The 25,919-nt window shown below is 37.5% G+C and carries 25 protein-coding genes; 14 read left to right on the top strand and 11 right to left on the bottom strand.

Annotation, left to right across the window (positions count from 1 at the left end):
- Positions 1–545: 545 nt before the first annotated feature.
- Positions 546–1,469 (top strand): metal-dependent hydrolase, encoded by a 924-nt coding sequence (locus PYV58_RS11560; RefSeq protein ID WP_034610552.1) that lies wholly within the window; start codon positions 546–548, stop codon positions 1,467–1,469.
- A 163-nt stretch (positions 1,470–1,632) separates the two neighbouring features.
- Here PYV58_RS11560 and fumC read toward each other — a convergent pair whose 3' ends face one another.
- Together fumC and PYV58_RS11570 are read right to left on the bottom strand one after the other, a co-directional pair.
- On the bottom strand, positions 1,633–3,027 hold the full coding sequence (gene fumC, locus PYV58_RS11565; RefSeq protein WP_004821410.1) for a class II fumarate hydratase: 1,395 nt from the start codon (positions 3,025–3,027) through the stop codon (positions 1,633–1,635).
- Positions 3,028–3,183: 156 nt separating this feature from the next.
- Complete coding sequence (locus PYV58_RS11570) at positions 3,184–4,188, bottom strand: SDR family NAD(P)-dependent oxidoreductase (RefSeq protein WP_034610431.1); 1,005 nt, start codon at positions 4,186–4,188, stop codon at positions 3,184–3,186.
- A gap of 69 nt (positions 4,189–4,257) precedes the next feature.
- Between PYV58_RS11570 and tusD the strand changes: the two genes are divergently transcribed.
- The 4 genes from tusD (at position 4,258) to PYV58_RS11590 (ending at position 5,738) form a co-directional block, all read left to right on the top strand.
- Positions 4,258–4,626, top strand: a complete 369-nt coding sequence (gene tusD / locus PYV58_RS11575; RefSeq protein WP_034610427.1) for a sulfurtransferase complex subunit TusD — start codon at positions 4,258–4,260, stop codon at positions 4,624–4,626.
- Positions 4,627–4,669: 43 nt separating this feature from the next.
- Positions 4,670–5,020, top strand: a complete 351-nt coding sequence (locus PYV58_RS11580; protein WP_034610425.1) for a hypothetical protein — start codon at positions 4,670–4,672, stop codon at positions 5,018–5,020.
- A 20-nt stretch (positions 5,021–5,040) separates the two neighbouring features.
- Positions 5,041–5,325 carry a DsrH/TusB family sulfur metabolism protein gene (locus PYV58_RS11585; RefSeq protein ID WP_034610421.1) on the top strand — a complete coding sequence of 95 codons (285 nt, stop codon included), beginning with the start codon at positions 5,041–5,043 and terminating at the stop codon, positions 5,323–5,325.
- Between the two features lie 101 nt (positions 5,326–5,426).
- Positions 5,427–5,738 (top strand): TusE/DsrC/DsvC family sulfur relay protein, encoded by a 312-nt coding sequence (locus PYV58_RS11590; protein ID WP_034610416.1) that lies wholly within the window; start codon positions 5,427–5,429, stop codon positions 5,736–5,738.
- 88 nt (positions 5,739–5,826) lie between these two features.
- Here PYV58_RS11590 and PYV58_RS11595 read toward each other — a convergent pair whose 3' ends face one another.
- The 3 genes from PYV58_RS11595 to PYV58_RS11605 all read right to left on the bottom strand — a co-directional run bounded on the left by PYV58_RS11595 (position 5,827) and on the right by PYV58_RS11605 (position 9,490).
- On the bottom strand, positions 5,827–7,125 hold the full coding sequence (locus tag PYV58_RS11595) for a reprolysin-like metallopeptidase (protein WP_034610399.1): 1,299 nt from the start codon (positions 7,123–7,125) through the stop codon (positions 5,827–5,829).
- Positions 7,126–7,544: 419 nt separating this feature from the next.
- Positions 7,545–8,024, bottom strand: a complete 480-nt coding sequence (locus PYV58_RS11600) for a helix-turn-helix domain-containing protein (RefSeq protein WP_034610396.1) — start codon at positions 8,022–8,024, stop codon at positions 7,545–7,547.
- 248 nt (positions 8,025–8,272) lie between these two features.
- Positions 8,273–9,490 (bottom strand): alkane 1-monooxygenase, encoded by a 1,218-nt coding sequence (locus PYV58_RS11605; RefSeq protein ID WP_004821397.1) that lies wholly within the window; start codon positions 9,488–9,490, stop codon positions 8,273–8,275.
- A 191-nt stretch (positions 9,491–9,681) separates the two neighbouring features.
- Here PYV58_RS11605 and PYV58_RS11610 point away from each other — a divergent pair, with 191 nt between their 5' ends.
- Complete coding sequence (locus tag PYV58_RS11610; protein WP_004720615.1) at positions 9,682–10,602, top strand: AraC family transcriptional regulator; 921 nt, start codon at positions 9,682–9,684, stop codon at positions 10,600–10,602.
- 115 nt (positions 10,603–10,717) lie between these two features.
- Here the strand turns inward: PYV58_RS11610 and PYV58_RS11615 are convergent, their stop codons facing one another.
- From PYV58_RS11615 to PYV58_RS11625, 3 genes are all read right to left on the bottom strand, one after another.
- Positions 10,718–12,592, bottom strand: a complete 1,875-nt coding sequence (locus tag PYV58_RS11615; RefSeq protein ID WP_034610393.1) for a SurA N-terminal domain-containing protein — start codon at positions 12,590–12,592, stop codon at positions 10,718–10,720.
- A gap of 129 nt (positions 12,593–12,721) precedes the next feature.
- Positions 12,722–12,994 (bottom strand): HU family DNA-binding protein, encoded by a 273-nt coding sequence (locus tag PYV58_RS11620; protein WP_004720620.1) that lies wholly within the window; start codon positions 12,992–12,994, stop codon positions 12,722–12,724.
- A 160-nt stretch (positions 12,995–13,154) separates the two neighbouring features.
- A complete protein-coding gene (locus PYV58_RS11625) occupies positions 13,155–13,640 on the bottom strand; it encodes a phasin family protein (protein WP_004821389.1) in 486 nt (161 codons plus the stop codon).
- A gap of 268 nt (positions 13,641–13,908) precedes the next feature.
- On the opposite strand from PYV58_RS11625, the gene PYV58_RS11630 reads away from it, so the two are divergent.
- The 8 genes from PYV58_RS11630 (at position 13,909) to fdx (ending at position 20,163) form a co-directional block, all read left to right on the top strand.
- Entirely contained in the window at positions 13,909–14,562 is a 654-nt protein-coding gene (locus PYV58_RS11630; RefSeq protein ID WP_004720623.1) for a hypothetical protein, read from the top strand.
- Positions 14,563–14,712: 150 nt separating this feature from the next.
- On the top strand, positions 14,713–15,186 hold the full coding sequence (locus PYV58_RS11635) for an Rrf2 family transcriptional regulator (RefSeq protein WP_004720625.1): 474 nt from the start codon (positions 14,713–14,715) through the stop codon (positions 15,184–15,186).
- A 1-nt stretch (position 15,187) separates the two neighbouring features.
- Positions 15,188–16,405, top strand: coding sequence for an IscS subfamily cysteine desulfurase (locus PYV58_RS11640; protein WP_004720627.1), 1,218 nt, complete (start codon positions 15,188–15,190; stop codon positions 16,403–16,405).
- 110 nt (positions 16,406–16,515) lie between these two features.
- Positions 16,516–16,902: a Fe-S cluster assembly scaffold IscU gene (gene iscU / locus PYV58_RS11645; RefSeq protein ID WP_004720629.1), complete on the top strand. Its 387-nt coding sequence runs from the start codon at positions 16,516–16,518 to the stop codon at positions 16,900–16,902.
- 45 nt (positions 16,903–16,947) lie between these two features.
- Positions 16,948–17,268, top strand: coding sequence for an iron-sulfur cluster assembly protein IscA (gene iscA, locus PYV58_RS11650; protein ID WP_034610390.1), 321 nt, complete (start codon positions 16,948–16,950; stop codon positions 17,266–17,268).
- 100 nt (positions 17,269–17,368) lie between these two features.
- Complete coding sequence (hscB, locus tag PYV58_RS11655; RefSeq protein WP_004720634.1) at positions 17,369–17,884, top strand: Fe-S protein assembly co-chaperone HscB; 516 nt, start codon at positions 17,369–17,371, stop codon at positions 17,882–17,884.
- Between the two features lie 65 nt (positions 17,885–17,949).
- Positions 17,950–19,809 (top strand): Fe-S protein assembly chaperone HscA, encoded by a 1,860-nt coding sequence (gene hscA, locus PYV58_RS11660; protein ID WP_034610388.1) that lies wholly within the window; start codon positions 17,950–17,952, stop codon positions 19,807–19,809.
- A 15-nt stretch (positions 19,810–19,824) separates the two neighbouring features.
- A complete protein-coding gene (fdx, locus tag PYV58_RS11665) occupies positions 19,825–20,163 on the top strand; it encodes an ISC system 2Fe-2S type ferredoxin (RefSeq protein WP_004821379.1) in 339 nt (112 codons plus the stop codon).
- 101 nt (positions 20,164–20,264) lie between these two features.
- Here fdx and PYV58_RS11670 read toward each other — a convergent pair whose 3' ends face one another.
- From PYV58_RS11670 to mfd, 3 genes are all read right to left on the bottom strand, one after another.
- Complete coding sequence (locus PYV58_RS11670; RefSeq protein WP_004720640.1) at positions 20,265–21,713, bottom strand: adenylate/guanylate cyclase domain-containing protein; 1,449 nt, start codon at positions 21,711–21,713, stop codon at positions 20,265–20,267.
- Between the two features lie 54 nt (positions 21,714–21,767).
- On the bottom strand, positions 21,768–22,202 hold the full coding sequence (locus tag PYV58_RS11675; RefSeq protein ID WP_004720642.1) for an HIT domain-containing protein: 435 nt from the start codon (positions 22,200–22,202) through the stop codon (positions 21,768–21,770).
- Between the two features lie 229 nt (positions 22,203–22,431).
- Positions 22,432–25,893 carry a transcription-repair coupling factor gene (gene mfd / locus PYV58_RS11680; RefSeq protein WP_034610383.1) on the bottom strand — a complete coding sequence of 1,154 codons (3,462 nt, stop codon included), beginning with the start codon at positions 25,891–25,893 and terminating at the stop codon, positions 22,432–22,434.
- Between the last annotated feature and the right edge of the window lie 26 nt (positions 25,894–25,919).

Below are 25,919 nucleotides of genomic sequence, written 5' to 3' on the forward strand. Positions count from 1 at the left end.
ATAAAGTTGAGCTGACACTATAAATTAATTTTTATTGAAAAATAAAATTAAAAATTGTTAATAAAATCGATAAAACCAACAGCAACCCTAGGTCTCATTAAACCATAAGCATATGATATATAAATAAAAGTAAATATTGCAACCCAAAAACAATACAGAACTTATAAAATAAAACTTAGTAAAATCATTAATATAAACCAATCAATAATTCGTGAATTATCCTTTTTTTTTGTTGAACAATCGCTGAATTTAAATCTCAGTATTCCAATATAGAAATTTGATATTTCTATAGATGATTCAATCTATTAAAATTATTTTTATATCATCTAATCCACATTGATTTTCACGTCTTTATTTTCTGGATTTTTAAATTAAGAAATAACAATATCAATAACTTAAAAAAATAATATTAAATTTCTAAAGCAATATTTTCTACTCAAAAGAGTAAAAATCACAAAAAAAGTGTCCTCAAAGGATATGGTCGCTAATTATTCTAAATGGTAAAAACTTTTAATCGCTTAACAGTTTCATGTTGGATAACCACAATGATCACGGAAAGTCATCAAATTAAAGCAAGAAAAGTATATTTCGATTTTTCTGAGTCTTCTGTATGTTGGATGCCAGATGATCCACTCTGTTCACATATCGCCAATGGTATCAATATGCTTTTGCCTGCGGGCGAGTTTTGGTTTTGTCGAGTATTTAATAAAACCCTTCCACATATTAGCGATGAAAAATTAAAACAAGACGTTATTGGCTTTGTCCGCCAAGAAGCTGCGCATGCACGCGCACATGAAAAAGTACAAGACTTTTTAAGAGAAAATGGCTATGACATACAAGAACCATTAAATCGTGCTCATCTTGTTTTCAACATTTTATTAGGTGACAAACCATTAGGAATTCCTTTTTTAAAAGGAAAAAAATTTGACGAATATTGGTTAATCTTTCGTGTAGGTGTTATTGCAGCAATTGAGCACTTTACAGGTACAATTGGGCAATGGACGCTTGATAGTAAATCTTGGGATAAAGCTGATCCAGCCATGGCTGATTTATTCCGCTGGCATCTCGCGGAAGAAGTTGAACATCGTTGTGTCGCTTATGATTTGTTTGAGCATTTATTACAACAAAAGCTAAGTTTTTATGTTTCCAGACAAATCATTATGATGGGAATTTTTCCGCTTTTTATTTACTTCCTCGTTGATTTTGCTCGTAGTCTGGGCCAACAAGATACTGAACATCAACAAATCCAAAAATTAATGCGCCATGGATTCTTTGCTTTTATTCGAGAGTTTGAAAAAACTGCAACTAAAACAGATCACCTACCGACCATTAAATACCTATGGAAAGCCACTCTACGTTGGACCTCTCCAAAGTTTAATCCGCTTCATGAAGGTGATACAGAACAGGCTTTAGCCTATATGTCACGTTCACCTGCTGTTCAGTATTTTGAGAAAACGGCGCTCAATTAGAGGGTCTCACATAATAAAAGTGACCATGAGGCTCGGAAGAAACATGGTTAATGCGAATCCTAAAACTCCTCCAAATTCAAAATAAAAAAGCACCTTAAGGTGCTTTTTTAAACGACTGATGCTTTCTCAATAAATCATCAAAAGTATAGCCGCTTACAACTCATTATTTCGCGTTTGGACGTACCATTTTTTCAGGTTGTACCACTTCATCAAACTGTTCAGCCGTGACAAAACCAAGTTCTATCGCAACTTCTTTTAAAGTCTTATCTTCTTTATAAGCCGTTTTAGCAACTTTAGCTGCATTTTCATAACCAATCACAGGATTCAGTGCTGTTACCAGCATCAATGAATTATGTAAGAAGTAATCAATTTTTTCACGATTTGGTTCAATCCCTACAGCACAGTGTTCATCGAAGCTGTTACATGCATCGCCAAGCAATTGAATCGACTGAACAAGATTATATGCAATCACAGGCATATAAACATTCAGTTCAAAATTCCCCGCTGCACCTGCAAAATTAATCGTGGTGTCATTCCCCATCACTTGCGCAACCACCATGGTCATTGCTTCACATTGGGTTGGGTTGACTTTACCTGGCATGATGCTTGAACCTGGTTCATTCTCTGGAATACGCAACTCACCCAAACCACAACGTGGTCCACTTGCTAACCAACGTATATCATTGGCAATTTTATTTAAACTTGCAGCTAAGGTTTTCAATGAACCAGAAGCAAATACAGCAGCATCACGACCAGCAAGTGCTTCAAACTTATTTGGATTACTGATAAATGGCAAACCCGTCAGTTTGGCTAATTCTTCCGCTGCTTTGTCTGCATATTCAGGATGCGCATTTAAACCTGTACCAACAGCTGTACCACCAAGTGGTAACTCATAGAGCCACACCAAAGCCTGTTGTAAACGTTTTAGTCCATGATCCAGCTGTGAAACATAGCCACTGAATTCCTGTCCTAATGTAAGTGGTGTTGCATCCTGTAAATGAGTACGGCCAATCTTAACAATATCGTCAAACGCTTCAGATTTGCGATGTAAAGTGTCTCGTAAGCGTTTTACTGCTGGAATAAGCAACTCATTGATTTGTACCGCAGCAGCCACATGAATCGCTGTTGGAAATGAATCATTGGTAGATTGTGCACGATTGACATGATCATTCGGATGCACTGGCTTTTGCGAACCTAATGGATTACCTAATTTTTGATTGGCAATATTCGCAATGACTTCATTACAGTTCATATTACTTTGCGTACCTGAACCTGTTTGCCAAACCACCAAAGGAAATTGTGAATCCCATTTGCCTGAAATTACTTCATCGGCAGCATCGACAATGTACTGTGACAGATCATGCGGAATTTGGTTTAAGCTGGCATTGGTTATTGCCGCTGCCTTTTTGACCAGCCCCATCGCTCGAATCATCGGGCGTGGCATATGTTCTGTACCAATTTTAAAGTTTTCTACGCTTCGCTGAGTTTGTGCGCCCCACATTGCTTCGCTTGGGACTTCAACATCGCCCATTGTGTCATGTTCAATACGTGTTTGCATTTTCAACCTCTTCTTTATCCATATCTTATTTTCAAGTTAAAGCTTGTTTTGACAACATCTGCGTAAAAACACCAGCTTCAGCGAAGCGATTATGCTAAACAAATCAACCAAACATGTAAATGATAATTATTTACAAAAATCATCTATTCTGGATTTTTATCGATTGTTTAAGGTATTTTGATAAAAACGCCATTCATCTTCAATCATTTGTTTAAGCGAGCGCTGTGCTTTCCATTTTAAAACCTCAAAAGCTTTTTGGCTGGTAGATGCAACCTGATCCAGTTCATCTAATTTATACACCGCATCAATTTGATGGATTTGACTCCCCGTAACCTCTTCGATCAAGTTGATCAGGTTTTGTATCGAACTGACAGGACCTGCAATATCAAAACTTTGATAAACATTACCCTGCTCATGTAGCCAAAGAATAGTTGATTTAATTGCTTCACATACATCAAGTACATGCACAAAACTACGCTCAGTCGTTTTATCCGCAGTCTCTGAATTACGTTGTACTTCAATTAGATCACGTTGTTGAGCTGCAACTTGTAAAGCCAAAGGGACAACATTTTTAGGTAGTGGTGCAACAAACTCACCCAAGACGCCATGTTCAAATGCACCGACGACATTTGAAACCCTTAAAATGGCAATTTTCCATTCTTCATCAGTTTTGAATGTGTCTTTAATGATTTCTTCAATCATTTGCTGAGATTTTATATAAGGATTGGGATAACTATAATTAAATGCGGTTTGTTCATTCAGTTCTAAACTCGATTGCGCATAAACCATAAGGCTAGAAAGATGTACCAAATTTCTGACACCAGTACGCTGCATCGCGCGTAATAAACTCATAATACAACTGAGATTGTCATTATAATATTCAAGTGGTTTTAGGTTTGACTCTTCAATAGACTTAAAACCCGCACAATGCACAACGGTATCTATTGAATATTGTTCAAATACTTTATTTAAAGCGGGAGTATTACGAATATCAATTTTGACAAAGGGAATATACATTCCTGTAATAAATTCTAAGCGCTCTAAGCATTGCAGATTGGCATTGGCTAGATTATCCACAATGACGACCGCTTGCCCTTGAGCTAGCAAACTTAAAACCACATGCGAGCCTATAAAGCCTAAACCACCAGTCACTAAAATCATTGTATACTACCTATCATTATCAAGTTTGAATGTTGCAAACTGTCCATTCTCCAAGTGAATCGCCATCAAATGAGTACTTTATTACTAATCACTGCAGCACCGACTTCAATCCATGCATGGCATGCATTGGGTTTAGCTCAATCTCTGCAAGCTGAAGATCAAGAATTTCGTGTTTTCTTTTATCAAGATGGTGTACAAGTTGCGAACAACTTGCAATGGGTTCCTGACGATCAACGTAATTTATCTGTAGAATGGCAAAAACTCTCAATTCGACTTCCTGTCTGTGTGAGTGCTGCATTAGCGCGGGGGATAACAGATCAAGAGAATGCCAAACGTCACCAAATTCCAGCCGATAATCTTGCAAAAGGCTTTGAACTTGTGGGTTTAGGCGAACTTGCAGATGCTGTTCAATCTACAGATCGTATCATTCAATTCTAAGTTGATCATCCCATTAGCGTGTTGCATTTAAAAGGTAATTTGTGTGAATACTGTGCTCGTTGTGATAACCCAAGCAAATTTAAATACATTGCAAGTACATGAAAGTTTGTCAGCAACCATGGTGCTTGCAACTTTTGGCAGTAAAGTCAAAGTGTTACTTAAAGACGCTGGATTAAGCCTACTTAAATCAGAAATGGCTTTTAGCCAATTAAATCACGTATTTAAGCTTGCTTCAAATCTGGTCGATAGCTTTGAATTCTATGATTTAACACCAGTTTTAGTAGAAAATATGAATAAAAGCTCTGCTTTTGTTACTCAATCACAACAAGAGTTGGAATTTGTAGAATTGAATGCTGAATTTATTCAGTCTTTTGATCATGTGTTGTATTGGTAAGCTGTAGAAGGAAAGTTCAAATGTCAGATAAAACACTTTATTTAATTCAATCTTCTTTTATACATACAGACCATATATTGAATCAGTTGGATCAACTGTATTGTTCTCATGATCACATTGTTTTAATGGGTGATGCGGTACTGTTTGCAGCAGATCAGCGCTTAACAAACAAACAGAATCTTTATCTTCTTGAAAATGATGCTGAGATTTTATCTGAATCCATTCCTGAAAATTTTAAATCAATTTCTTACCCACAATTTGCTCAGTTGGTTTTAGACTTTAACCGCTGTATCAGTTTAAAATAGTGGGCTAGGTTGTAAATTTATTTCGATTTTTTAAAAATCAATCTTTGATGTTTTGTTGATCAAAAGTTACATTGTTTCTGTTGTTTTGTTTAGGCGGTTTTATGAGCTTTAAGTTAGACCAAGATGGTCATTTAGTAGATTACACCATTTGGAATGAACAGGTTGCCCAAGAGTTGGCACAAAGTTTAGATCTACAACTGACCCCATGGCATTTTGAGGTGTTGCATGCAGTACGTCAATTTTATACCCAGTTTGGCCACTCTCCTGCAACTCGTCCACTGATTAAATTTTTAATGAAAACGATCAACCCAGCAATTGATAATGCTGTTTTACAAGACAAGTTTAATACAGGACTGGTTGCCCGCCATTTAAGCCGTTTGGCGGGTATCCCTAAACCTGCAAATTGTTTGTGATCACTCCATAAAAATTGATTCGTTTAATTCAATATGAGATCAAACCCATCAATATAGCGAGTAAATATCTAAATTGGCGATAGCATAATTATTTCACTTTCTTCCTGAGAAAATCCCATTGGTATTTGAAAAAATATTTTAGTGTTTGATTTGGATTGACTGCAGTTTTATTTTTTAAATTTACGCCATCCGAATGATCATAATCTAAAAAATTAGCTGTAGTACCCTGTATAAATTGAAAGCTCGATCCTTTGGCTGTAATTTTCTGTGATTCAAACAAATGATCCAATCCAAAACGATGCCCTAATTCATGTACCACGACTTGATTAAATATATTTTGAGGACAGTTAAATAAAGTAACGCTGTCACCACCAGCACCAACTGCATTCTTTATTTCTACAGTTGTTACGAAAACATAATTTTTAGTCGCTAAGTTTTTATCTTGATATTTTTTATAAAACTTAGTTAAGTCACTTAAAAAATAACCCGTGTCATTTATATTTAATTTATTCAAAGATATATTAACATCATCGTCTTTGCTACGATATTTGTTTAAATTAAATGTTGGGGCATTTTTTATTTCTACATTAATTAAAGCTTGATTAAATGAGTTATGCTTTAAAAAATTTTCATAATCATGTGAACGGCTTGGTTTTTTTCCATCAGTTATAACGTCTACAAAGATAACCGATATAGTAGGAATCACAGCATTATGATAAAGCATTAGCTTCCCAACTTTCTCTTGGGTCTCTCCTTTTATTGCTGTTACAATGATTTCTTCATGTTTTTGCAAAGCACCTGTGCACTTAATATTCACTATTTCTGAAGCTAGATAATAAATCTCTTCTTCTCTTTTAGTATCTTCGCCTAAATCTCGGGTCATTTTTTTGGCGTAAATAAAATCTTCGACACTGAACTCTGCTGGTTCAATAATAATATTCGGATTTGAAACTTCAAACTTAATCTTTGTTCCATCATTTTTTAATGAAAAATTATTTTCTGAATCTAATAGTCTCAACTCTAAATTAAGCCTAACCCCTTGATTGACAGGATTAGAACTATTGCTATCCTCTTGTGAACTTGGGTAAATTGCTAACCATGCAGGGATATATTCTGTGCCAAATGGGCTAATTTTGCTAATTTGGTCTTGAGTATATGTCGCTTTTAATGATTGTATCGAACCACTGACTAAAGCAACTTTGTTTCCAAATTTTGTTGCTGCATTCGGTCTATAGTTGGTTAATTTTTTAAAGTATTCAGGTCTGTACCAATCAAAACCATAACTTCCATCATATATGTTATCTTCACATCTTCGAAAATGAATCGTAAACTTCTGTAGGCACGTATCACAAGTACTTCCGACTGTTGGGCTTGAACCAATTCCCATTCGATTACTCCATATTGAATATTTTATAAATTATTAAAATTTTGCATCAGTTAAATAAGTATATAAAAGTGAATGACTTGATCAAAATTATCTGTTTAAAAAATCGCTCTATTCTTTATCAAGCAATAAACTTTATTTTCTAAACTAGGATTACAGTTACTGTTTTTCATACTTTTACTTATTAATTTAAATTATATATTTTTTAAATTGAACAATCACATATTTTATATCTTGTTAACAAAAATCAAAAACAATATCAGTAATTAAAATTTCAAATTACTTGCTACGCTTCATCTAAACATTTTCACCAACACTAAAGATCATGAGTGCACATGTCTTTATATTTTTATGATATTTACCAACAACTTAATCTAAAATTAATTCATAATAAATATTAAAAATCAGCTAGGGAATAGCAATCAAGCTAATTTTTTCTGCGCTATGTATTGAAAAAACGCAGAGCTAACGATTGGCTTCACCTGTCTTGCATTCACCGCCTGCTGACATTCTGAACATACCAATACCGGAGTAAACTCATGTCCACAGACGGTATGTTGATACACCATAGGTGCACCCAGCCCCTCATCCATCCACTTATCCGCCCATGCCACCATGGTTAATAAAATAGGATATAGATCTAAGCCCTTTTCAGTTAAGCGATATTCATAACGCTCTTGCCGATCGACATAAGCCACTTTAACCAGTATTTCATGCTCAACCAAACGTTTTAGCCGTTCAGACAATACATGTCTTGTCACACCTAAATTTTCTTGAAAATCATCAAAACGACGTACCCCCATAAAAGCATTACGTAAAATAAGCATGGTCCATCGATCACCCAATACAGATAATGTACGCGCAATTGAACACGGTTGATTGCCTATTTCTTCCCATTTCATACGAAGTTCCAAATTACATTTGTAAATTTAAAATACCATTGCTGAATACTATGAAATAAACAGAAAAAGAAAGATAGTATTTCAGGGATTTTTTTTACATTCATTAAAATTAAGCGACAAGTGCTTATGCTTTAACAAGGATGACTCACAACTAAAAGTAGCGTTAGTCAACATTTAAAAATGCTGAAATATTTTAATGCTCAAAAACAATAAAAGCCCAATTCTGGGCTTTTATCTTAAAATTAAATTTACTTATTCAACAACTTGTCCACGACACCAAATTTTTTGAAAATGCTTGCTCGGCGCTTTGGATAAATACTGGCCTTATTTAAATCACCTTTGTAATGATCAAATACACGCTTATCCATAATTTTAAACCACCATGACGGGATCATCGCTGGTAACAGCATACTTGCATAACCGCTTGGTAATTCAGGTGCTTCATCAAAGTGACGTAACGCTTGGAATGGGCGTGTCGGAAAGGCATGATGATCTGAATGACGTTGTAACTGATATAAGAATAAATTCGTTACGATGTTGTTATTGTTCCAACTATGCTCAGGCATTGTGCGTTCATATTTGCCATTTTCATCTTTTTGGCGCAACAAACCATAATGCTCAATATAATTGATGATCTCAAACAACGTAATACTATAAGCTGACTGAGTTGCTAAATAAGGCAAAATACCTTTACCAAATAACCCGACCATAGATGAATGGAATGCTGCGGTCATTGTCCAGCCTTGCAATAACTCATTATCTTTAGACCAGAATCCAAGGCCCTTCCGTTTAAGACGGTTGGTTTCAATTTCAATCGCTGATTTAAATGAACCAATGACGGTACGTGGTAAAAACTCATAGAGCGTTTCACCCATTTGCGATGAAGCTGGATCTTCAGGCGTTGCAGCGCGTTTATGGTGTCCATAAGGATGTTCAATACGGAAATGGTTATAACCTGATGGAACCAATGCCAAATGCGATAAAATATGGTCCATACGGTCATGCTTATGGCTTAACTCATGTGCTGTGTTAATGGCAATACCATTAATTGCACCCATTGAGACACCAAGCAAGATCTTATCTAAAAGTGATGTTTGTTTACGCCCCACCAAATAACAAGCATATACATTGGCGACATATTGAATCGGAATAAAAGATTTGACCAAACGTGAATAATACGGATCTTGCTCAAGTAATTTTACATCTTCACTGGTCGGATTGTTTTTATCCTTACCAATCAATGAATCTATGGCTGGAATAATCACATGTAGTACCAGTGGCCCACCCAATGCAAAAACTTTTTTCAGTGGCTTAGGTGCAACATGATATCCCGTTAAGATTCCTAACCCAATCACTGGAAGTGATGGGCTAATCATCCAAAGATAACGCTTTTTATCAAGTGCCAAACCTGACTTTGGTTTTAATTGTTGCAATTGCTGCTCTGTCAGTTGAACTGGTGCATTCATGGCTATATCTTCCCTATCTTTCTACTTAGTTATATATTTATGTAAAATTCAACTTAAAGACAGTTGTAAGCGTCCATAAAACCTATGAAAAAGTCTTTGGCATCTTCAACATAGAGTTTGTCCTTTGCGCACATGTTTTAATAGCATGAAACATTTTTATTATTTGAGAACAGGAAATTTGAACTGAATCTATGGATGCTTTAAGTAAAATTTTTGATGATATTCATCTCAACCATTCAGAATATATTTACCTTCAAGCTCAAGGTGATTGGTCGTTTCAGAGCCCAAAACAAGATGCCGTGATCGCGCATATTGTTCTGTATGGAAATGCTTATTTAGAATTTTCACCCAAAATGACTGTTGCACTACAAACCGGCGATATGTTTTTAATTCCAGCAGGATTAGCACACACGGTAAAAAATCATTTAGACACGCAGTTAGTTGAAAGCCTCAATATAGAATCACTGTTTGATGGATTAAGACAAGACGCAATTGAATTTGGTCAAGGAAGCTCAGAAAAGACCCTTATCCTTTCTGTACGGTGCCATATGAATGCAATCATGGCTCGTCCATTGATCAATGCACTGCCACCATATTTGCATATACAAAATGCCTTGAGTGATGAGGCACCTGAATGGCTTAAAATTGGATTATATTTTGTTTCTGCTGAAACCCGTAGAACCATGGCGGGTAAAAATAAAATTATGGACCACGTTGTCAGTATTTTGATGATCGAGTGTGTACGTGACTATATTGAGCAAATGCAAGATCACAATAACTGGTTAAATGCCCTCGTGCACCCTGAACTTTCAAATGCCCTTGCTGCTATCCACAGCCGTCCAGAACAGAGCTGGACCGTAGAAAGCTTAGCTGAAACCTGTTGTATGTCGCGTTCTAAATTTGCCAGTTTATTTAATCAAATTATTGGGGAAACACCTTTAGCCTACTTGCAACAACATCGCTTACGTCTTGCCAGCCAGCTAATCAAACAGGGACAACTGCCTATTCAGCAGATTGCACACCAAGTGGGATATTCATCTGAAACTGCATTTAGCCAGGCGTTTAAGAAACAATTTGAACTTAGCCCAAGCCAATATCGCAATCAGATCTAAAAAAGATTAAAGACATCCGCTAATCACATCTTAGTGATATAGCTCCTGTACTCACGCTATTTTCCATTTCACATAAAAAAAGCGCCGAGGCGCTTTTTTTATCAGAGAAGATCAATTATTTAATTTTTGCTTGTGCTTTTAAATAACGCGAATAATCATCTAATAATTGTTCACCACGGAACTTCTGATACATTTGCGTAAGTTGCTGAACTTCAGCAGGATCCATCTGAGCAGTATCTACTTTTTTCACATTCGCTACAGCCACAACAACTAACTCATTTGGCAGTTTCGCAGTGCTGACAGACCACATGCCTGCTTTAGGTACTGGCTGACTAAAGGCAACACGCTCAATCTCACGCTTAAGGCCTTTTGAACGAGTAAATGTTCCTGCATGGACAAAGTTAGACTGATATTTCGCAGTAACCTCTTGCGCTGGCAATTTTTTGAAATCCGCAATCATGGCATTTAATTTTGCATGCGCAGCATCAAACGCTTTTTGTTCAATCAATTGTGCTTTTACACGCGCAGTTGCTTGCGCTAAAGGCTGTACACCGGCTGGATGATACTTACGAACTTTAACCCAGACAACATCACCATTGGCAGTTTGGATATTACTTGATGCCGTCGTATTTCCGCTTTTCACATCATCATTAAACAGTTTAGATTTAACAGCAGGATCAGCAAGAACTGGATTAGTTGTCGTTAAATTCACATTATTTGCAGATTGAACTTGAACAGTCTTCACTGCTTGTGAAACCACATCCAATGCATCACTGTTGACCACTTGCTCATTTAAACTATTTACAGTGTCAGAGAAATAGTTGGCTGATTTATTCTTTAAAACTTCAGCAGTCAATTCAGCTTTTTTCGACTCAAACGATGGCACTGAATCTACTGGTGTATTCACTTCAATCAAATGATAACCGAATTGAGTTTTAACAGGCTTAGACACTTGACCATTGCTGGTTGAGTTGACAGCTTTATCAAAATCATCACCAAAGGCACCTGGCGCATAGGCAGCAAGTGCCCCACCTTTCGCTTTAGAATCAGGGTCTTCTGAATATTGCGCAGCAGCTTGAGCAAATGACGTACCTGCCTGAATTTTTGCATATACTTCATTTGCAAGTGTAGCAGCTTGCTCAGGCGTACGAGAATCAGTCGTGATCAGAATATGTTTAACATCACGCTTCAAACTTTGCTTATATTTTTCTACAAACTGAGTATAAGCTTGTTGTAATTCAGCATCAGTCACTGCCGCATTTGGCTGTGTCAATGTCGCTGGGCTGAGCACCACATAGTCCACATCCACTGAAGCAACTTGTTTAAACTTATTTTGATGCTTGTTGTAATAATCCGCAATTTCCTGATTGGTCACTTTAACATTGGTTTTATAGTCATCAAGTTTAACGCTTGATAAGAATAATTCACGTTGTTCAGATTGCAAATTGGCAATTTGCTGGATATCCAATTTACTGATCAGTGCATTATCCGAAATTGTAGAGCTCAAAATGCTTAAGGCAAAATCTTGGCGAATATTTTGGATAAATGCTTGGCTAGTTAAACCCTGTGAGCGTAAATAATTTGCATATAGAGTATTTGAAAATTTACCGTTTTCCTGAAAAGCAGGAATTTGTGCAATTTTCTGTTCAATTTGAGCATCGCTCAAAGTCACACCTAACTTATCAGCTTGTTGTCTTAAAAGACTTTGGCTAATTAGGTAATCAAGTGCTTTATTTGCAATAAATTCTTTGTTCAATAAAGACTCATCCCCATGTATAGCAGGATTTGCCAATAATTGATCTGTATAGCCTTTTGTAACCGTTTCTAACTCTTTTTTAGAAATATCTTGACCATTAACAGTTTTAGCTACGTCTGCTTTTTGCCCACCGCTGAAATAGCCTTCAATACCAACCACAGCAAATGGCGCTAAAAATAACACAAGGAGAACTTTACCAAACCAGCCCCTTATGAGAGTGCGAAACGATTCCATGAGTATTCCAATATTATATTTCGTAAGGATTCTAACTGAAATTGTGAAATGAATGAACGAGCAATCACTGATAATTTAATATATTTCATAAAAAACGCGCCACAAAGGCGCGCTTTTAACAAGCTCAGATTAAGCTACTGAGTCTTTTAAGCCTTTACCAGCTTTAAAGCTAGGTACTTTGCTTGCTTTAATCTGAAGCTCTTCACCAGTTTTAGGGTTACGACCAGTACGAGCAGCACGGTCTTTAACACTGAATGTGCCAAAGCCAACTAAAGTCACTGTGTCGCCTTTTTTAAGCGCTTCACCAATTGAAGCAATAGTCGCATCTAATGCTTTACCAGCATCGGACTTTGACAATCCCCCTTTTTCTGCAATCGCATCGATTAATTCTGATTTATTCATGAAGATTACGTCCTCTTATATCGTTTGTTTAAGTTCCAAGGCTGTAGATCAAAGGCCATGACGACTTTATAGCAATGCTTTGGGGGGAAACGCAAGACTCCAAACACGCTTTTCACAAAAATTACGACTAAAATTTACGATTTTTTTGGATTAATGGTAATTATTTCATTTTTTTTAGCAATTGGTCGCGTAAGTTTTGGTTCTCTTCAGCCAATGCATCGACCTTATTGTGGAGTTGCAGGATCAAGTTTTCCAAATGCTGAAGATCTTTAGCAGTCACTAAACCAATTCTGTTTAATGAATGATTTACACGCTGATCTAAAAGTTTTTCAACCTTGTCTTTGGTTTCTGCAACTGACTCTTTGGTTTTTTCAGTGACTTTATTGACTGTCTGATCTGTGACTTCAACTGTCTTGGATTCAAGCTCCTCACCCACCTTGACTAAAGAATCAAAGAGTTTATTGCCTTCTTCTTCGGCTCTGGAGAACGCTCCCAACCCTGCCAACCAGATTTGTTTTGTATATTTTCTGAAATCTAATGCTGACTTTTTATGATTTCTAGGCTTTATTTGAGATTCATCAAATTCATTTTGATCTTCATAAAGATCCGTTTGTTCTTTGTTGCTCTTTTTCATATCTTGCTCCATTTACCCCAAACTCCAGCGTGTAATGACCTATATGACCAAATTATGTAGAAAATATTGCTATATTATCAAATAAAACTATTGAACCTTTTGCTAAACTGTTCTACAAAGCAAAGTAATTGTTTTAATGTTAAGGAACACTTGGCAATTCGACAATGGTTATTAAGATAATTTTTATATCATTGTTGAAATATTGTGTTTCCAGTCATGGATGAGATTGTTTCAAATTTATTTAGAGATCGGACTCTCTGTTTTGCTATAGGAATTTTTTATGAATGAATCGCAACAAAAGCAAGGTCATTCTCGTTTGTTGCTAAACATTGTCATGATTATATTGGAAACCATTTATTCTTTCGTATTAAAACATGATCGTGTTGTTCGCTTACAGGCAAAAAAATTCGTCGGACAGCAGATTACAATTAAAATGAATAGTTATATTCCTTATTTTGACTTTTATGTTCAATTTACAGATCGTGGTATTCTATTTGATTTACAGCCTCCAGAAAAAGCCATTGACCTTTCTGTGAGTAGCACACTCATCGATTTCATCCAAATTTTTGTCTTTGCTAATCGTCGTAGCATGAAAAAAATGCGTCTGGAAGGCGATAACCTGCTCAAGGAGCAGTTTCGTGATCTGGTTGTACACTTAACTGCACCTAAATTGCTTTCAGACTGGAAGCAATGGTTAACCAATCCAGATGATGACAGCCAGACAAAAGCATCAAAAAAACGCATTGCGCCTTTGCTTGAAAAGATTGATCAACAACGCTCTAAGATCAACACACTCCAAGTTGAAGTGAAACAATATCAAAATCGTGTTAAACGCTTGCAGCTCAACCAACAACGTTTATATACGGCTTTAGGCGTATTGGGCTTCCTATTTATGGCATTAGTCGTGTATAATCTTTGGCAAATATTTTCATAAAACTTGAACAAAAATTGAAATTTTCCAGTAATTTTTGTTCAAATAATAAATTCTGACTAAATTAGTCAGAATTAAACTTAAAAATACTTGACTATTTTAGTCAGGATTCATAAAATTCATACATCTAGTCTAAAACATGTGTATCGAATCATGCGCCTAACTACTCGCGGTCGCTATGCAGTGACTGCACTACTTGACTTAGCATTGCAGCCACCTGAACAAACGATTACGCTTGCAGAAATTGCAACCCGCCAAACGATATCTGTCGCTTATCTTGAACAATTGTTCGCTAAACTTAAACGTCATGGCTTAGTTTCAAGTGTTCGTGGAGCAAATGGCGGTTATCACTTAGCGCGCCATGCTGAAGAAATTACTGTCTTAGAAATTATTGAAGCTGTAAATGAAACCGTTGATGCGACTCGTTGTGACCACAAAGGCAACTGCCAAAATGGTGCAATGTGTTTAACTCACGATTTATGGCAAGAACTCTCTCTCCATATTGCCGATTATTTAGCTAAAATCACCCTTGCGGATTTAGTAGCTCGTGACAACGTACAAACCGTTGCAGTTCGCCAAAATTCAGCACCTCTTGATTCAGCCCTTTTATCGGTTACAGGTATTTGACATGAAACGTCCGATTTATCTTGACTATGCAGCAACTACGCCTGTTGATCCTCAAGTAGCAGAACGCATGATGGAGTGTTTAACCTTTGATGGTACATTCGGTAATGCTGCTTCTCGCTCACATGCTTATGGATGGCAAGCTGAAGAAAAAGTTGAATATGCACGTGAACAAGTCGCAAATTTAGTAAAAGCTGATCCACGCGAAATTGTCTGGACTTCTGGTGCTACTGAATCTGATAACCTTGCCCTTAAAGGTGTTGCTCAGTTTTACGGTTCTAAACGCAAACACATCATCACAAGTAAAATTGAACATAAAGCAATTTTAGATACTTGTCGTGAATTAGAAGAAGAAGGTTTTGAGATTACCTATCTTGAACCTGAACCTAAAACTGGTTTAATTACCCCAGAAATGGTTCAAGCTGAACTTCGTCCAGATACGCTACTTGTTTCATTGATGATGGTGAACAATGAAATTGGTACTGTGACAGATGTTGCTGCAATTGGTGAGTTAACACGTGCCAATAAAACCTATTTCCATGTAGATGCTGCACAAGCTGCAGGTAAAGTTGAAATCGATCTTTCTACCATGAAAGTTGATTTGATGAGCTTCTCAGGTCATAAGGTTTATGGACCTAAAGGCATTGGTGCTTTATTTGTACGCCGTAGCCCACGTGTTCGTATCAAAGCACAAATTCATGGCGGTGGTCATGAACGTGGTATGCGCTCAGGTACACTTGCAACCCATCAAATCGTCGGTATGGGTGAAGCATTTGAACTTGCTGGCAAATCTTTACAAGCTGAACAAACACGTTTACGTGTACTCCGTGACAAACTCTGGAACGGTTTACAAGATTTAGAACAAGTCTTCTTAAATGGCCACCCTGTATACAATGTTGCAAACTACTTAAATGTTAGCTTCAACTTTGTTGAAGGTGAATCATTGATGATGGCGTTAAAAGATGCTGCTGTATCTTCTGGTTCAGCATGTACATCTGCAACACTTGAACCTTCTTACGTACTTCGTGCCCTCGGTCTTTCTGACGAGTTAGCACATAGTTCAATTCGTTTTAGCTTTGGTCACTATACGACTGAAGAAGACATTGATCATGTAATTAAGATTACTAAAGCTGCTGTTGAGAAATTGCGTGAGCTTTCTCCGCTTTGGGATATGTACAAAGAAGGGATCGACTTAAATTCAGTTGAATGGGCTGAACACTAAGTTCCTTGAAATCAAAACGCGGCATTTTATTGAAAATCAGTAAAATGCCACCAAATTAGATTGTAGAAATACATATTATCAACGCTGACCCCGAGGTTTGGAGAAGCAACATGGCTTATAGCGAAAAAGTAATAGATCATTACGAAAATCCTCGTAATGTTGGTGTGTTGGATAAAAATGCAGAAAATGTTGGTACAGGTATGGTGGGTGCACCTGCATGTGGCGATGTAATGCGTTTACAAATCCAAGTGAATGACAGTGGTGTAATTGAAGAAGCTCGCTTTAAGACTTATGGCTGTGGCTCTGCAATTGCGTCTAGTTCACTCGTAACCGAATGGTTAAAAGGTAAAACGCTTGACGAAGCACAGGCGATTAAGAATATCGACATCGCAACTGAACTTGCACTTCCTCCTGTAAAAGTACACTGTTCTGTACTTGCAGAAGATGCAATTAAAGCTGCTGTTGAAGATTACCGTAGCAAGAAAACTAAAGCCTAATATCTGTTCGTCAAATTTAGCAGATGATTTTTTAACGGAGTTTTCATGATCAATCTAACTGAAAATGCTGCAACTCATATCAGCAATTATTTAAAGAATCGCGGTAAGGGTGAAGGTATTCGTCTTGGTGTGAAAACTTCAGGCTGTTCTGGCTTAGCTTATGTACTTGAGTTTGTTGATGATATTGACACTCATGATCAAATGTTCGAGCAGTTTGGTGTAAAAGTTTTTGTAGACCCAAAAAGTTTGGTTTATCTCGATGGTATGGAAATGGACTATGTTAAAAATGGTCTCAATGAAGGCTTCGAGTTCAATAACCCAAATAAAAAAGGTGAATGTGGCTGTGGTGAATCTTTCACTGTATAATCTGCCCTGCTTTTTCTCATGTTAAAACAGTGTCTTGCACTGTTTTAATCACATTTAATTACACCGTTTTCCTGTAAAACATCGTGGATGAGTATCTCCCATGAGTCATTTTGAGTTGTTCGATCTCCCGGAAGCACTCGATATTGATTTAGCGACATTAAAAGCTAATTTCCTAAAACTACAACAGCAATATCATCCTGATAAAGCTGAAGATAAAGACAAAGCTTTGATTAAATCAAGTGAAATTAATCAGGCATATAAGGCTTTATCCAATGTAGACAGTCGTGCTGCTTATCTACTTTCACTCAAAAAGCAAGATCATCACTTAGATCAATCAATTAGTGATTTTGAGTTCTTACAATCTGCTTTAGAAATTCGTGAGCAGCTTGATGAAGCAACCAATACTGAACAATTGCATTCTTTAAAAAAAGAAGTCCAACAATGGATTGATGGCTTAGTTCGCGAATTCAAAATTGATTTTGAGGATGAAGATTGGGCTGAAGCACGTGACACGGTGCGTAAGTTACGATTCTTTCAAAAAGTCATGAATGATATTGATAAAGCCGAAGATCAGCTTTTAGATGATGAAGATTTTAGTTTAGATGATGATTTCTAAATTTTAACTTTCATTATATGTTTTACCCGAATTTGTTTTTAGTTTTTATTTTAAGGATGTGACAAATGGCACTCTTGCAAATTGCTGAACCAGGACAATCAAGTGCGCCACACGAACACCGTATTGCGATTGGTATCGACTTAGGGACAACCCATTCTCTTGTTGCTACGGTATTATCAGGCAAAGCCAAAGTACTGAACGATGAGCAAGGTCGCGTGTTACTTCCTTCTATTGTACATTATTCTAAAAATTCGACCGAATATGGCGATGCAGCAAAACCGTTTATTACTGCTGACCCTAAAAATACCATTGTTTCTGTTAAGCGCTTTATGGGCCGTTCTAAAGCAGATGTTAAATTTCAACACCCTTACACGCTTGCAGGTGCTGATAATGAAATGCCAGCATTTGAAACAGCGCAAGGTCGTAAAACACCTGTAGAAATCTCTGCAGAAATTTTAAAACAACTGAAAGATCGCGCTGAACAAAGCTTAAGCAATCCGGTGAATGGCGCTGTTATTACGGTTCCAGCCTACTTTGATGAAGCGCAACGCCAAGCTACACGTGATGCAGCTGAACTCGCAGGTTTAAATATATTACGCTTACTCAATGAACCTACCGCTGCAGCTGTTGCATATGGCTTAGATCAAGAGAGCAACCTAACAACAGACCGCAACTATGTCATTTATGATTTAGGTGGTGGTACGTTTGATGTATCTATTTTGCGTTTTTCTCAAGGTGTGTTTGAAGTTTTAGCCACAGGCGGTCATACCGCACTGGGTGGTGATGACTTAGATCGCCTTATTGTGAAATGGGCAAAAAAACAACTCAATATTGAAACTTTAGATGATGCAGAATATGCACATTTTATCGTTTCTGCGCGTAAAGCCAAAGAAGCACTCAGTGATGCAACCTCTGTTGATATTAAAGTTCTAACACATCATCTCACGCTAGATCGCACAGCATTTGAAGAAATCATTCAAGTGGCATTAGATAAGACGATCAATGTGTGTAAACGTGTCATGCGTGATGCAAAACTTGAACTCGATGATATTCAAAATGTAGTTCTTGTTGGTGGCTCAACCCGCTCTTATGCTGTACAGAAAGTCGTGCGTGAAGTATTTAAGCAAGAACCACTTTGTACCATCAATCCTGATGAAGTTGTGGCGATTGGCGCTGCGATCACTGCGAATCAGCTCATTGGAAATTCTAAAGATGGTTCATTACTGTTAGATGTTACCCCACTATCACTTGGTCTAGAAACCATGGGCGGTTTGGTTGAACGTTTAATTTCACGTAATACAGCTATTCCTGTTGCACGCCGTCAAGAGTTCACCACCTATCAAGATGGTCAAACGGCCATGTTGATCCATGTCTTGCAAGGCGAACGCGACTTAGTTGAGCATTGCCGCAGCTTAGGTCGTTTTGTATTACATGGTATCCCACCAATGACCGCGGGTCAGGCACGTATTGAAGTCACTTTTCAGGTCGATGCAGATGGCCTGCTTACTGTTTCAGCCAAAGAAACCACATCAGGGGTCAATGCGCAAATCGACATTAAACCTTCTTATGGATTGTCTGAGACCGATACTGAACGCTTGCTTTTAGAAGGTTATAAATTCGCTGAAGAAGATAAAAATCTTCGCCATCTCAATGAAACTAAAGTTGAAGCACAGCGTGAACTTGAAGCCTTAACACAGGCGTTAAAGGTCGACTCCAACCTGCTCAGTACTGAACAACTGACTGCGCTCAACCAAGCCGCTGAAGCTTTAAAAGCCCAGCTTGAAACAAACGATATCAAATCGATTGAGCATGCAGTTGAACAATTAAAAACTTATAGCGATGCCTTTGCAGCAGAACGTATGAATCAACACATTGATCATGCACTGAAAGGCACCAAACTTGATGATTGGTCTAACTCAAACTAATTTAAGGTAACGACTATGCCACGTATTAAAGTACTACCTCATGCAACAATTTGTCCAAATGGTGCTGAGTTTGAAGTTGAACCAAACGCCAATCTGTGCCAAAGTTTGCTCGATAATGGTATTAAAATCGAACATGCCTGTGACATGTCTAAAGCATGCACCACTTGCCATGTGATTGTACGCAAAGGCTTTGATGAGCTCGAAGAGATGGATGATGTTGAAGCAGACTTACTTGATCGTGCTTGGGGCTTAGAACCCGATTCGCGTCTATCTTGCCAAGTTAAAATCACCGATGAAGATATGGAAGTTGAAATTCCAAAGTATACAATTAACCACGCTTCTGAAAACCACTAAATTGCTTTTCATGTAGGCAAAAAAACCACTCTTGATGAGTGGTTTTTTAATGTCTTGGTAATGTTTAATGGCTTAGATATTTAATTTAATATTTAAGGATTTTACAAATAATTTGAGTTGACTTCATCTTCAATATTAAGCTTTGCAACGCCTTGAGAGTTGGTAAGTTTTTGCTGAACCTTAATCCGTTCTACCATTTTTTCTAATACTTCAACCAGCTCTGGGTATTCAAAGTTTTGCACTTCTTCTAAATTCAGCACCAAGTGGAAGCCTTTATATTCATAATCAAACCATTGTTGATTTTCATTCTTGGTCGCTGAATATTTTTCCATCACTTGCCAAGTGCGTACCTTACCTTGAATCCCTTTCAGCTCAATCGGAGTTTTTGGTGCACAGAGATAATCATTTTTAATCAGCTTATAGGTTTCATCTGAAACCAAAATTTCATCAATATCCGCAGCATATTGCAAACGCGCTGCTAAATTGGCATCACGCCCCACAATGGTATACGCCATACGATGTACAGCACCGTAGTTTCCAACGTGGCAATAACCGGTACTGACCCCCATACGAATATGTAAAGGTGCATAGCCCATTTTCACCCAACGTTCACGGAGAAATTTCATCTGCTGGCGCATTGCAATGGACATATCAATACAGTTTTTTGCATCCTGCTCCACACCTTGTGAGTCAGGATCACCAAAGAAAATCAGTATTGCATCACCCATAAACTTATCAATGGTTGCACCATATTGTTTGGCAATTTCAGTCATATGACTTAAATAGTCATTTAATACAAAGGCCAAATCATCTGGAATCAAAGTTTCTGATAATTCTGTAAATCCTTGAATATCAGAAAAGAAAACCGTCATTTTTTTACGTTTATATTCAATCTTGGCTTCTGTATCACCACGCATGATCGCTTGCCAAAGCTGTAATGGCGCATAACGACTGAGTTGATTTGATAACTCAATATAGCGATTCATTTCATTGAAATAGGTGTTTTTCTTGGTTTCTACACTTTTGATACGGCGATTTTGATAATAATTTCCGATGTTTACAAACAAAATGATGCTAATAAAAGACAGGACTGATAGCTCTGGGCTGGTTTGCTGAAAATAATCATAAAAACCAAAGATAAAAATAATATTGGTATAAAACACAACAAAGGCAACTAAAATTGCCAGAGAGCCCATCATAAATGAAATTTTGTTGTTAATCGCTGTATAGATCAGTGCAAATAACAATACAAAAGTTACCACGAGGCTTAAATGTACAGCAGCCAATGCGGTAGAAACTACGATGACATCAATTAAGAAATAGATGTTTTTCCGAATTTTAGAGCCATATGAATATTCTAGCCAGCGCGATAGCTTAGGGCTAACAATAAAAATAAAGCCTATAAAAAAAGGAACATAAAATTGATAATTTGCAATTGGGGAGGTGAAATAATAAACCATGACCACCAAAGCAATAATCAAATACCCCATAAATCGCTGGAATATCTCAAATTGCTTTGGCTCTTTATCTAACATACGTTCAAATGGCAAAATATTTTACCTCGAATGTCATTTTATTAAACACTTCCCTTGTGCTGTTTACACTTAATCCATACGCCAATCGAATGGCATCTCACCTTGACCACGTAACGCCAACATCAGTGTTTGACGCATATGTGCTAATACTTCATTGCTATAAGGAACTGCTTGCAGGCCAAATACAGGTTTAGGCCAAGCTACATCATTCTGATAACGAACTACATGATGAAAATGTAATTGCGGAACCATATTTCCAAGTGCAGCAACATTCATTTTATCTGCACGAAAAACACGAGAAAGCTGACTAGACAACCAGCTTGATTCACGTAAAAACTGCTCTTGGTCAGCTTGACTTAGTTCATATAACTCAGTGATACCAGGAACACGTGGAATAAGAATCAGCCACGGGAATTGCATATCATTCATTAAACGACATGTTGAAAGCGGAAAATCGCCTACAAAAAAAGTATCTTGAGCAAGTTGTGGATGCAAACTAAACATATCTTTATAAATGACGCAAAATTAAAAGGATGGCTAATACTAACACATCGGTTTTCGTGTGAATATTGGTTATCTTGTGTTTTGGTACAAATAAACACAGTTTGTTTTGAACCTGATCACAATTACACTTTAAAGAATCACAGAATTTTTTCAAGTGATTTACCTGAAAAAATTCATAAGCACTTTTAATCTCAGATTGAGCATTTTTTAAGCTCAAAATCCTGATAAATTAACGCTTTAATTCTGTCAATAAATTGTTTAACAAATCCTGAATAAACTGAATTCGCTTGTCATTTTCTTCAAGCATCACCATCACTTTTAAACGTTGCCCACCTTCCATACGGAACCAAGTTGGATGCTTCTGCATAAGTTGAATAATACTGATCGCTTGCACAGGTGTATCAGGTGAAAATTCGATCACCCCGCCATTGGCCCCAATATCAATTTTGGTGATTTCTAAAGCTTCAGCCTTAACCCGAATTTGATGAACACTAAACAGTTGTTTTACTGGTAATGGCGGTACACCAAAGCGATCAATCAACTCCATACGGATGTTGTCAAGTTTATCCTGAGTATCGGTATTACTAATACGTTTATAGAACATAAGACGCTGATGTACATCTCCCAAATATTCATCTGGGATCAAAGCAGGCATATGCAGGGTAATTTCAGAAGTAAGTGAAAGTGGTGTATCAAAATTAGGGGTCTTGCCCTGTTGAATTGCTTTGGTCGCTTTGGCTAACATTTCCATATATAGGCTATAACCAATTGCATTCATTGAACCGCTTTGTTGTTCACCCAGTAGCTCACCAGCACCACGAATCTCTAAGTCTTCCGTAGCCAGCATAAAACCAGCGCCAAGATTTGAAGCTCTCTGAATGGCATCTAAACGTTTTTCTGCATCACCTTTAAGGCCTTTAATCGATGGCACCATCAAATATGCATAGGCTTGATGATGGGAACGTCCAACACGACCACGTAATTGATGTAATTGTGCTAGGCCGAGTTTGTCTGCACGTTCAATAATAATCGTATTGGCATTAGGAACATCAATCCCCGTTTCAATAATTGTTGAACAGACCAGCACGTTAAATTCTTTGTGATAGAACTGTTGCATGATTTGCTCAAGTTCACGTTCACGCATTTGACCATGCGCAACCGCGACACGTGCCTCTGGTACAAGTTGACGAATATTTTCTGCAGCGCGTTCTATGGTATCTACTTCATTGTGCAAGATATAAACCTGACCACCACGTAACAATTCTCGCAGTATTGCCTCTTTCATGGTTTCATTGGTTTGTTCATTGACAAAAGTTTTGACAGCTAAACGACGTGCTGGCGGTGTAGCAATAATTGAAAGATCACGCATTCCGCCAAAAGCCATATTCAAGGTACGAGGAATTGGTGTTGCAGTTAAGGTTAACATATCAACATCTGCACGCATGGCTTTGATACGCTCTTTATCACGTACCCCAAAACGATGTTCTTCATCGACAATCATTAAACCTAAGTTTTTAAACTGCACATTTTCCTGAAGAATTTTATGTGTGCCGATGACAATATCAACTTTACCATCGATTAAATCATCAATGGTTTTGGTATGACTTTTATTGGTTCCAAAACGCGAAAGTACCTCTATTCGAATTGGCCAATCGGCAAAGCGATCTTTAAATGATTCAAAATGTTGTTGCGCCAATAAGGTGGTAGGGACTAAAACAGCCACTTGCCTATTATTTTGAACAGCAACAAATGCCGCGCGCATCGCCACTTCCGTTTTACCAAAGCCAACATCACCACAAACCAATCGATCCATTGGTTTGGCTTGTTGCATATCATATAAGGTCGCTTCGATGGCATTGGCCTGATCCAGTGTTTCCTCATAAGCAAAACCACTGGAAAATTGCATATATGCACTTTGATCCAGCTCAAAGCTAATCCCAGGTTTAGACTGACGGCGTGCTTGAATATGTAATAATTCAGCTGCCACATCATGAATCTGTTCAAGTGCTTTACGTTTTGCTTTATTCCATGCATCTGTACCCAATTTATGTAATGGCGCTAAATCAGGATCACCACCACTAAAACGGCTAATCAGGTGTAAATTGGTCACAGGAACATACACTTTTGCATCATCTGCATAGTTTAATTGCAGAAACTCATAGTCTTGTTCATCAATATTTAAGGTAACTAAACCTGCATAACGCCCAACACCATGATCAATATGCACCACTGGCGCACCAATATTGAGTTCCGTTAGACTTCGGATCAGAAACTCTTCTGAAACCTCTTGTTGACGTTTTCTACGGCGCTGTACCACTCTATGTTCATACAGTTGGTTTTCAGAAATAACTGATAGATCATTGCTAATGACCAATCCGCGATCCAAAGGCGCATTGGTAATCGCCACAGAGAAATTAGATTGTTGAAATACAGCAAAATTTTCAACAACTGGAATTTCACCTAAACTTGCACGTAAAGCATCTTTTAAAGTTTCACGGCGTCCAGCACTTTCAGCCACCAGTAATACAGGATGATTAGCCTCATCCACATACTGCTTCACTGCTTTAAATGGTTGGTCTTGTTTAGGGTCTACAGGCAATCTTGGTGGTAATTCAACCGACAAATTGATACAGCCTGCTTTTAATTCAATGGCTTCTGTTGAGGCAATAATTCTTGAAAATTGATTTAAATACTCAAACAGTTGATTCGGTTGTATAAAAATTTCTTCAGGTGGTAATAGCGGTTGATCAACATTATGGCGTCGGTCTTCATAACGACGCATCACATCTGTCCAAAAACTCAACAATCCTTCGTCAATGTGCTTATCTGTAATGACAATCGCATTGCTTGGTAAGTACGATACCAAACAACTTTGTGTTTGCATGGCTTGCTGTGAAAAGAATAACGGGAAGTAGAAATCTAATCCTGGAGAAGCAATGCCTTCTAACACATCTTGATAAATTGGGTTTTTCTTGGGATTTGCAGTTGGAAAACTTTCTGCATAACGATCACGAAATGTTGAACGCGCTTCTTTTAACGGAAATTCTTTTGCAGGAAGTACAGTAAAACGCTCTAACTTTGTTGTTGTTCTTTGGGTTTCAGGGTCAAAGAATTTTAAACTGTCTATTTCATCATCAAATAAATCAATACGAATAGGTGCATTTTGCCCAGAAGCATAAATGTCCATGATGCTACCACGTACCGCAAACTCACCATGGTCATAAACGGTATCAACCAGATGATAACCCGCCTGAACCAGTTTTAATTTTTGTTGTTCTAATGCAAATTTCTGACCAACGCGGATATCAAAATGCTCACCCAACACCCATGATGTAGGGGCAACACGTTGTGCCAAGGTGGTTGCAGAGACCAATAAAATACCTTTTTGTGGCATATTGGAAAGTATCGACAGTCTTTCAGAGACAATATCTTGGTGCGGAGATAAACGATCATATGGCAATATCTCCCAGTCTGGAAATATTGTTGGTTTTACCCCATAAAATTCTAATTCACTTTCCAACTGTCCCAAGTGCTGATTATTTTTTGCAACCAATACAAAGAGCTGATCCGATTTCTCTGCGATCTCCTTAAACAATAAGGCTGCAGATGAACCGAGCATTGTGCCAATCCAACGTTTTTCGCCTGCTTTCAGTTGTTTTAAATTGAGGTCAGAGATTTCTTGTTTAAACATAATCGCATAGGGTCTAAAAGACATGA

Origin of the sequence: Acinetobacter sp. TAC-1, from assembly GCF_029025845.1 — a bacterium.
Lineage (GTDB): Bacteria > Pseudomonadota > Gammaproteobacteria > Pseudomonadales > Moraxellaceae > Acinetobacter > Acinetobacter guillouiae.

Coding starts and splice junctions, on each gene's coding strand:
- PYV58_RS11560 (WP_034610552.1), top strand. CDS start 546: ATGATCACGGAAAGTCATCAAATTAAAGCAAGAAAAGTATATTTCGAT.
- fumC (WP_004821410.1), bottom strand. CDS start 3,027: ATGCAAACACGTATTGAACATGACACAATGGGCGATGTTGAAGTCCCA.
- PYV58_RS11570 (WP_034610431.1), bottom strand. CDS start 4,188: ATGATTTTAGTGACTGGTGGTTTAGGCTTTATAGGCTCGCATGTGGTT.
- tusD (WP_034610427.1), top strand. CDS start 4,258: ATGAGTACTTTATTACTAATCACTGCAGCACCGACTTCAATCCATGCA.
- PYV58_RS11585 (WP_034610421.1), top strand. CDS start 5,041: ATGTCAGATAAAACACTTTATTTAATTCAATCTTCTTTTATACATACA.
- PYV58_RS11590 (WP_034610416.1), top strand. CDS start 5,427: ATGAGCTTTAAGTTAGACCAAGATGGTCATTTAGTAGATTACACCATT.
- PYV58_RS11595 (WP_034610399.1), bottom strand. CDS start 7,125: ATGGGAATTGGTTCAAGCCCAACAGTCGGAAGTACTTGTGATACGTGC.
- PYV58_RS11600 (WP_034610396.1), bottom strand. CDS start 8,024: ATGAAATGGGAAGAAATAGGCAATCAACCGTGTTCAATTGCGCGTACA.
- PYV58_RS11605 (WP_004821397.1), bottom strand. CDS start 9,490: ATGAATGCACCAGTTCAACTGACAGAGCAGCAATTGCAACAATTAAAA.
- PYV58_RS11610 (WP_004720615.1), top strand. CDS start 9,682: ATGGATGCTTTAAGTAAAATTTTTGATGATATTCATCTCAACCATTCA.
- PYV58_RS11615 (WP_034610393.1), bottom strand. CDS start 12,592: ATGGAATCGTTTCGCACTCTCATAAGGGGCTGGTTTGGTAAAGTTCTC.
- PYV58_RS11620 (WP_004720620.1), bottom strand. CDS start 12,994: ATGAATAAATCAGAATTAATCGATGCGATTGCAGAAAAAGGGGGATTG.
- PYV58_RS11625 (WP_004821389.1), bottom strand. CDS start 13,640: ATGGAGCAAGATATGAAAAAGAGCAACAAAGAACAAACGGATCTTTAT.
- PYV58_RS11630 (WP_004720623.1), top strand. CDS start 13,909: ATGAATGAATCGCAACAAAAGCAAGGTCATTCTCGTTTGTTGCTAAAC.
- PYV58_RS11635 (WP_004720625.1), top strand. CDS start 14,713: ATGCGCCTAACTACTCGCGGTCGCTATGCAGTGACTGCACTACTTGAC.
- PYV58_RS11640 (WP_004720627.1), top strand. CDS start 15,188: ATGAAACGTCCGATTTATCTTGACTATGCAGCAACTACGCCTGTTGAT.
- iscU (WP_004720629.1), top strand. CDS start 16,516: ATGGCTTATAGCGAAAAAGTAATAGATCATTACGAAAATCCTCGTAAT.
- iscA (WP_034610390.1), top strand. CDS start 16,948: ATGATCAATCTAACTGAAAATGCTGCAACTCATATCAGCAATTATTTA.
- hscB (WP_004720634.1), top strand. CDS start 17,369: ATGAGTCATTTTGAGTTGTTCGATCTCCCGGAAGCACTCGATATTGAT.
- hscA (WP_034610388.1), top strand. CDS start 17,950: ATGGCACTCTTGCAAATTGCTGAACCAGGACAATCAAGTGCGCCACAC.
- fdx (WP_004821379.1), top strand. CDS start 19,825: ATGCCACGTATTAAAGTACTACCTCATGCAACAATTTGTCCAAATGGT.
- PYV58_RS11675 (WP_004720642.1), bottom strand. CDS start 22,202: ATGTTTAGTTTGCATCCACAACTTGCTCAAGATACTTTTTTTGTAGGC.
- mfd (WP_034610383.1), bottom strand. CDS start 25,893: ATGTTTAAACAAGAAATCTCTGACCTCAATTTAAAACAACTGAAAGCA.